Raw genomic sequence first — 7,162 nt, forward strand, 5'->3', positions numbered from 1 at the left:
AAAGTGGGATTACTGGGTGGCGTAGTGACAGCTTCAACGCTATGCGGGCCAGACGCTTTGGCAAGTAATTTGCCCGGTCTTCTACGATGTATATTATGTTAAATAAGAAGATCGATTGCTCAACAGCAATCGATCTTCTTATTGGTTACGGATCGGCCGTTTAACCTTCCGTATCATCAGTTTTGGCTCAGCACCCGTTTCTTTCACATGAAATGACAAAGCATCAGTCAAACGCGTGATGGTCGTTTCGCTTGCTATCTGATGTTTCTCAAGCAAACTGGAAAGTTCATGTGAACGGGAATTAGCGATTACTAGTGCATGCCTCTGGCTGTTAAGTTCGGCCGCTTGTAAAGCTGACAATTCATTTGAGGTTGAAATTTCTTTCTCTTGAGATTGAATCTTCAACTGTAATAAATTTCGATCAGATTCCATTCGCTTTTCTGAAATGGCTGCCTCAGAACGCATTTTTTTCACTTCTTGCCGAGCGTTGTCAATTTCTTCCAGGAACTTGCGTTGCGTTGCGTCACTTCTCTCTTCATACTTTTGTCGTTCTATGTGATGTTGTTTCGCAGCTTCGCTTGAGCGTTGTCTCTCCAACTCTTTTTCCGCATCAATAGTATTAAGTTTTTTGCGAAGCACTTCAATTTCCATACTCTGCTTGCTCGCAGCAACTTCCATTTGAGTGAGCCGCGCCATCAAGTCATCAGATTTTTCCACGGCAGCTTGTCGAGCTGCCTCAAGGGCTGAATATTGCGCAGCAAGCACTTCTTCCTTCTGCACCAACTCTTTTTCACGAACTCGAAGAGATTGCTGCGCTTCAGACAATTCCTGCTGTGATTGGGATATGTCGTCAAACGCTTCTTGGCGGCTGATTTTCAGTGCGGCAGACCATAAGTTCTCAGCAATTTTTTGAAGTTCGACGGGCGTGTTGGAAGTCTGCGGCTTGGCACCGTCGCTTACTCCGAGTCTTGAACTCAAGGTAGCGAACCAGGATTCCAGCATCGGACTGACCGTATTTGGAGATCCCCTGCCGATTTTTTGACGTACCCGTTCAATCGTCGGTCTTAAACCGTCAGCTATCAACGCATCTGCAGCAGACCACACATCTTCTTGTTGCACACCTCTCGTACTTTTAGATTGCACTACTTTGCTCCTTTGGGTATATTTACCCACGATAAGTGATTGTTATCACTGGTAAAAATAGAAATGTTATATATCATATGTTATATTTTTTATAAAGATAAATGGAGTATCAAAGTATGTTGATTCCCGTGCTCCAGAACTCCTCAGTTCGGCTGCCTGTGCAACTTAGTGATGAAGCTCACCGCGCAGTTGACGAATTTTTACGCGAAGGTGAGTCTCCAAACACCATGACCAGTTATCGCAGCGCTCTGCGTTATTGGTCTGCTTGGCATACAGAACGCTACGGCTCCGAGATTCAATTGCCCGTCTTGGTGCCCTGCGTGTTGCAGTTCATAGTCGATCATGCTGATCGCTCTACTGTGGCTGGCCTGGTATCAGAATTGCCTGCAAAAATTGATGTGGCGCTTGTTGATGCAGGGATCAAGGGAAAACTGGGTTCACTGGCGCACAACACCTTGGTGCATCGAATTGCCGTGCTTTCCAAAGCGCATCAGCTGCGCGAATTAAAAAACCCCTGTCATGACCCGAAAGTCCGGGATTTGTTGTCGCGCATTCGCAAGGCATACGCTCGCCGTGGCGTTCTTCCTAATAAGAAAGATGCTTTGACGAAGGATCTGCTAAAAGAAATTCTTGCTGTCTGCGATGACACGCTTCGTGGCAAGCGAGATCGAGCGCTCCTGCTTTTTGCCTGGTCTAGCGGAGGGCGAAGGCGCTCTGAAGTAGCCAGTGCTGAGATGCGATTTCTAAAACGTGTTCCCGAGGGGTTTACCTACACCCTCACCTACTCAAAAACCAACCAGGCAGGGATGCATCGACCTGAAAATGACAAACCTTTGTTAGGTGCGGCGGCAGATGCACTGAGTGAATGGCTTATGGCGGCTGGTATTGTCGATGGCCGGATTTTCAGACAAGTGCGCAAAGGAGAAAAGCTGGGACCAGCGCTGTCGCCCGCCAGTGTGCGTGACATTGTTAAATATCGATGCGCATTAGCCAATATTGAGGGAGATTTTTCGGCTCATTCCATTCGTTCAGGTTTTGTCACAGAGGCTGGTAGACAAAATATGCCGCTGGCAGAAACTATGGCCATGACGGGCCACCAAAGCGTGGTGACTGTGCTGGGTTACAGCCGCGCAGGTGCATCTCTAACGAGTAATGTCGCGCATCTTTTTGATCGTTGATAGTCGTATTGAAGAATGACTCGATCAGCTTGCGTCGATTTTAGAAGGATATTTCAATGCACAATAAATGGAACTTTTTGTATGAAGAATTTCTTTCTAACCATCTGACTGTTACTGGTGAAGATAGCGCATGATGGGGAAATAGTAAATTCCACATCTGGCGTTTGCAAAACCTTTTGATAACACCCTATCCAATGCTTTTAATAAAAATCTATTTAATTATTTTTTAAACTAAAAAATATAATCAAGATTGCACGTAGCACATGGAAAAATTTACCGTCGTTTTCGCCGACCTGACAGGAAGCACGGGTGTCTTTGAGTCGCTGGGAAATGCCAAAGCAACCCAGGCAATCACGCGTTTGACGCAATGGATTGGAGAAGTCTGCAAATCCCACCGAGGACATGTCGTCAAATACCTGGGCGATGGGGTTCTTATTTTGTTTAAAGAGAGCAAGAACGCCGTTGAGGCAGCAACCGAGCTACAGCAAGTGCATCACAATCGCATTCAGAAGTGGCCGGAACCATTGAAAATGAGGATTCAGATAGGAATGGCTCGCGGTGAAGTTGTTGAGCATGATGCCGACTGCTATGGTGATGCCGTCAACGTGGCATCGCGTCTGAGCGATTTGTCGGGGCCTGATCAAATACTTGCGAGTGATACGGTGATCCAGCAGCTGCCAGACAACAGCCTGGTACGGTCTCGCTGCATAGGAGAAATTCCGATAAGAGGACGCACGGAGTCATGCCTGGTGCATCGAATTGAGTGGCAGAGCGAAGTGCTGTCTGAGGTTTTTACAATGCCTGCCAGTTTAATGCCTTCACTCAGACGGCCAAGTGAGGTTAAGCCTGCATTTATTGTATTGTCATGGCTGGATATCAATATCAGTTTCAGCTCCACTCAGCTTCCAGTATTTTTGGGTCGCGATACCAGTGCGCAATTTGTTGTGCAAGATCCCCGTGTATCGCGTAAACATGCACAGATCACATGGCGCGACGGAAAATTTTACCTGGAAGATATCAGCAGCTATGGAACATGGGTACGATTTACAGACAGCTCTGTCACTATGGCTTTGCGCCGACAGGAGTGTGTGCTGTCACATGATGGAGAAATAGCTTTGGGTGCATCTTTTGAAGACTTTACGGTGCCTACGGTTTTATTCAATCTTTCTATTGCATTAGTTTCAAGCTTGTAGCTAATTATTAAATTAATTTTTGCATAAAAAACTCAAATTCAGTGACATCTTTGTCATTTAATTACCTATTAATTTTTTAATTGAATCCAAGATTCGGACTCGAATATAAACCGCGTGTTTAATTGCACTCAGAAACCCTCAGGCTTGGGTTTCTTGTGCCAGGCGCAAGCGGGCCAGCAGTGTACGCACGGCGGCTGAGCGTTCAAAACGCCGATGCACGACGATCAGCTCGGACACGGCCTGCACATCTTCCAGGGTGCAAAAAGCCACACCCGGCAACCGCATGACACGGGCCGATGCGGGCAGCAGTGCCACCCCCAGACCGGCGGCCACCAGGCCGATGGTCGAGCTCATCTCGTTGACGACCATCGTGCGCTGCGGCCTGAAGCCGGCCTCGGCCAGCAGTTGCTGCAAGGTATGGCCCAGACTGAGACCGGGCGGGTCATCCGGCTGGAGCAGCGTGTCCTGCGCCAGATCTGACAGTCGGATACTGGTCGCCGCACTCAGTGGGTGGCTTTCGGGCAAAACGGCAATCAGTGGCTGACGGGCCAGTACGAACGATTCGCAGCCTTCCGGAACGGATGGCAACGGCCCACGCGTCACCGAGATGTCAACCACTTCACTTTGCACCGCCTCAATCAAGGTACTGGCCAGTCGCAACAGCATCTCGATCTGCACATCCGGGTGGCTGGCACGGAAAGCCGCCAGGCTTTGCACGAAAGGTTGCTCGGCCAGCGCACTGCTGACGTAGCCGATTACCACGTTGCCAGTTTCGCCGCGCGCTGCCCGCAAGGCGGCATTGCCGGCTTTCTCGGCGTGATGCAGCGCAGCCTTTGCCTCGGCCAGAAAGGCCTCACCGGCTTCGGTCAGCGAAATGCTGCGGTGGGCGCGCAGAAACAGTTGCACGCCGAGCTGGTCTTCCAGCGCGCGAATGTGCTGGCTCAATGCCGGTTGGGCAATGCCCAGACGCTGCGCTGCACGCCCGACATGAAGTTCTTCGGCGGTGGTCACAAAATAGCGAAATTGGCGGAAGTTCATGGCTATCCAATTGATATATTTTTACTTATCAATAATTTAATTTCTATCCAATTGATCTTATGCGCTTGCAGGCACAAAATAGCAGCTGATTCGGCCCGGACACGCTGTTCGCACAGGAATAGAAAACGCTTGCCCCCGCGCACAGGGCAGCGTCATCACTGAGTCAACGCCTGCTTTTTTCAATTTACCGCCTGATCTGGACACCGCGCCCATGCCGAACTCGAATTCTTCTTTACTGTCTCGCCCTGCTGCCGTGCTTTTGCTGGCGACTTTTTGTTGCCTGCTGTGGGGCAGTGCCTATCCGGCGATCAAACATGGCTATGCGATGTTCGGCATTGCTCGCCATGACGTGGCCAGCCAGATGGTGTTTGCAGGTGTTCGCTTTGTCGCAGCCGGTTTGCTGTTGTTGCTGGCCGCCTGTGTGATGGGCTGGGGCGTGCGCATCAAACGCCAGGACTGGACCAGCGTGGCGGGTCTGGGCCTGAGCCAGACGGCGCTGCAATACATCTTCTTTTATATCGGCGTGGCCAACGCGACCGGCACCAAGAGCTCGATCATGAACACCACGGGCACCTTCTTTTCGGTGCTGCTGGCGCATTTCATTTACCACAACGACCGCCTCTCAGGCCGCCGTATGCTCGGTTGCCTGGTGGGTTTCGTCGGTGTCGCTGCAGCAAATTACGGACCGACGCTGCTGCAGCCCGACTTCACCTGGGCCGGTGAAGGCTCCGTGGTGCTGGCGGCCTTCATTTTGTCGGCAGCGTCCATTTACGGAAAAAAACTGTCGCAGCGCCTGAATGCCGCCGTCATGACCGGCTGGCAAATGGCCATCGGCGGCGCGGTGCTGCTGATGGGCGGCTGGCTGGCGGGCGGACACATGGCAGATTTCACCCTGCCGTCGGCCGCACTGATGGCGTACATGGCTTTGCTCTCGGCGCTGGCCTTCAGCATCTGGAGCGCGCTGCTCAAACACAACCCGGTCGGGCGGGTGACGATTTTCAACTTCTTGATTCCAGTGTTCGGCGTGACCTTGTCGGCCATCTTTTTGGGTGAAGACGTATTTGCCTTGAAGAACGGCGTGGCGCTGGTGTTGGTCTGCGTGGGCATCTGGCTGGTAACGGCGGAAAAACGCGTGACTCGCCCTGCCCCCGCAGTGCTGGAGCCGGCTCGCCTGTGATGGGCAGTCAGTCGCATCAACCCATCGCTTAGGCACATCGCCCTGAACAGACAGCCCTTGAATTTAGGTGAGAAAAAACCTTTTCAAGGCTTGCTCTGCCACTGCGCGAGTCAGCAGCATGAGCGGGTTGACCTGCAAAAAAGCGTCAACGACGCCAGTCCCACTGCCTGCTTTTCTTGCGCCCTGTCCCCTCCGTTTGGGGGATGCCACGCGTCCATCGCCGGGGAACACTGCCTTCTGGTCATGCATTTACCAGGAAGCAATATGTTCAGACTTGACGGAAAAGTGGCGCTCGTGAGTGGCGCCGGGCGCGGTATGGGGTTGGGCGTGGCGCAAACGCTGGCGCGCCAGGGTGCGACCGTTTTCATTAACGATTTCTACCCCGAGCGTGCCGAGGCTGCCGCACAAACACTGCAAGGCGAAGGTTTGAAGGCCTACGCAGCCGCCGCCGACATGACTGACCGCAGCGCAATTTTTGCCATGGTCGAACGGCTGACGGCCACGCAGGGCGCGATTGACGTGTTTGTCCACAACGCCGGCATTCCCGCGCAGGGCTGGGGCTACAGCCAGTTTCTGGATTCGCCGCCATCCGAATGGGATGCCTGGCTGCAGCTCAATTTGCACGGCCTGATGCATGCCTGCCAGGCGCTTCTGCCCGGCATGATCGAGCGTCGCTGGGGTCGCATCATTGCCATCAACTCCGACGCCGCCCGCACCGCCACCGGCATGGGTCTGTGCGCCTATGGCGCGGCCAAGGCAGCGGCTGTCGGCTTCATTCGCAACCTGTCGGGCGAGGTGGGCCGCCACGGCATTACTGCCAATGCGTTGTCGCTGGGCACCATGAACAACTGGGAAGGCGCTGAGCAAATTGCCCGCAAGACCAACTCGGTCGGCCGCGCCGGCTCGCCGCAGGACGTGGGTGCCGCCGTGGCCTACCTGGCTTCACCTGAGGCCGAATGGGTCAATGGCCAAGTGCTGCCAGTGAACGGCGGCAGTCTGGTCTGCTGACACCCTGCCCTATCCTTTTTATTCAAGAAGCCTTTCTATGAGCAACATCTCTACGGCGACTGACGCCACCACTGCCCCTTTGTTCAATCTCAGCGGCCGCGTGGCGCTGGTCACCGGCTCCGGTCAAGGCATGGGCCTGGGCGCGGTGCGCGCGCTGTGTCGTCAGGGTGCCAGCATCGTCATCAACGACTACTACCCAGAGCGTGCCGAAAGCGCCGCCGCCGCGCTGAAAGCCGAGGGCTTCAGCGTCTGCGCCGCGCCGGGCGACATCACCCTGCCCGCCGTTCGCGAGCAAATCGTCGCCACCGCGCGGAGCACTTTTGGCGAGATTGTGGTGGTCTAATTTAAAAAGACACAACGATAGGTTGTCAAAACGAAACGGCAACTTACGTGAACAATTCCAAATCCAGAAGAGTCTTTGACCC

The 7,162-nt window shown here is 53.2% G+C and carries 7 protein-coding genes; 5 read left to right on the forward strand and 2 right to left on the reverse strand.

The window, feature by feature from the left end; genetic code table 11:
- Nucleotides 1-138: 138 nt before the first annotated feature.
- Complete coding sequence (locus RCH06_RS17475; protein ID WP_327082743.1) at nucleotides 139-1,143, reverse strand: DNA-binding protein; 1,005 nt, start codon at nucleotides 1,141-1,143, stop codon at nucleotides 139-141.
- A gap of 116 nt (nucleotides 1,144-1,259) precedes the next feature.
- Between RCH06_RS17475 and RCH06_RS17480 the strand changes: the two genes are divergently transcribed.
- Nucleotides 1,260-2,321 carry a site-specific integrase gene (locus tag RCH06_RS17480; RefSeq protein WP_327082744.1) on the forward strand — a complete coding sequence of 354 codons (1,062 nt, stop codon included), beginning with the start codon at nucleotides 1,260-1,262 and terminating at the stop codon, nucleotides 2,319-2,321.
- A 263-nt stretch (nucleotides 2,322-2,584) separates the two neighbouring features.
- On the forward strand, nucleotides 2,585-3,514 hold the full coding sequence (locus RCH06_RS17485; RefSeq protein WP_327082745.1) for an adenylate/guanylate cyclase domain-containing protein: 930 nt from the start codon (nucleotides 2,585-2,587) through the stop codon (nucleotides 3,512-3,514).
- Between the two features lie 138 nt (nucleotides 3,515-3,652).
- Here the strand turns inward: RCH06_RS17485 and RCH06_RS17490 are convergent, their stop codons facing one another.
- A complete protein-coding gene (locus RCH06_RS17490; protein ID WP_327082746.1) occupies nucleotides 3,653-4,552 on the reverse strand; it encodes a LysR substrate-binding domain-containing protein in 900 nt (299 codons plus the stop codon).
- Nucleotides 4,553-4,763: 211 nt separating this feature from the next.
- On the opposite strand from RCH06_RS17490, the gene RCH06_RS17495 reads away from it, so the two are divergent.
- From RCH06_RS17495 to RCH06_RS17505, 3 genes are all read left to right on the forward strand, one after another.
- Nucleotides 4,764-5,729, forward strand: a complete 966-nt coding sequence (locus RCH06_RS17495) for a DMT family transporter (protein WP_327082747.1) — start codon at nucleotides 4,764-4,766, stop codon at nucleotides 5,727-5,729.
- A gap of 264 nt (nucleotides 5,730-5,993) precedes the next feature.
- The gene (locus tag RCH06_RS17500) at nucleotides 5,994-6,737 is read left to right on the forward strand and encodes an SDR family NAD(P)-dependent oxidoreductase (protein ID WP_327082748.1); all 744 of its coding nucleotides are present in this window, start codon (nucleotides 5,994-5,996) and stop codon (nucleotides 6,735-6,737) included.
- 37 nt (nucleotides 6,738-6,774) lie between these two features.
- Nucleotides 6,775-7,080, forward strand: a complete 306-nt coding sequence (locus RCH06_RS17505) for an SDR family NAD(P)-dependent oxidoreductase (RefSeq protein WP_327082749.1) — start codon at nucleotides 6,775-6,777, stop codon at nucleotides 7,078-7,080.
- Nucleotides 7,081-7,162: the final 82 nt, after the last annotated feature.

The organism is Polaromonas sp. CG_9.5 (assembly GCF_035984465.1).
Classification (GTDB): Bacteria; Pseudomonadota; Gammaproteobacteria; order Burkholderiales; family Burkholderiaceae_C; genus Polaromonas.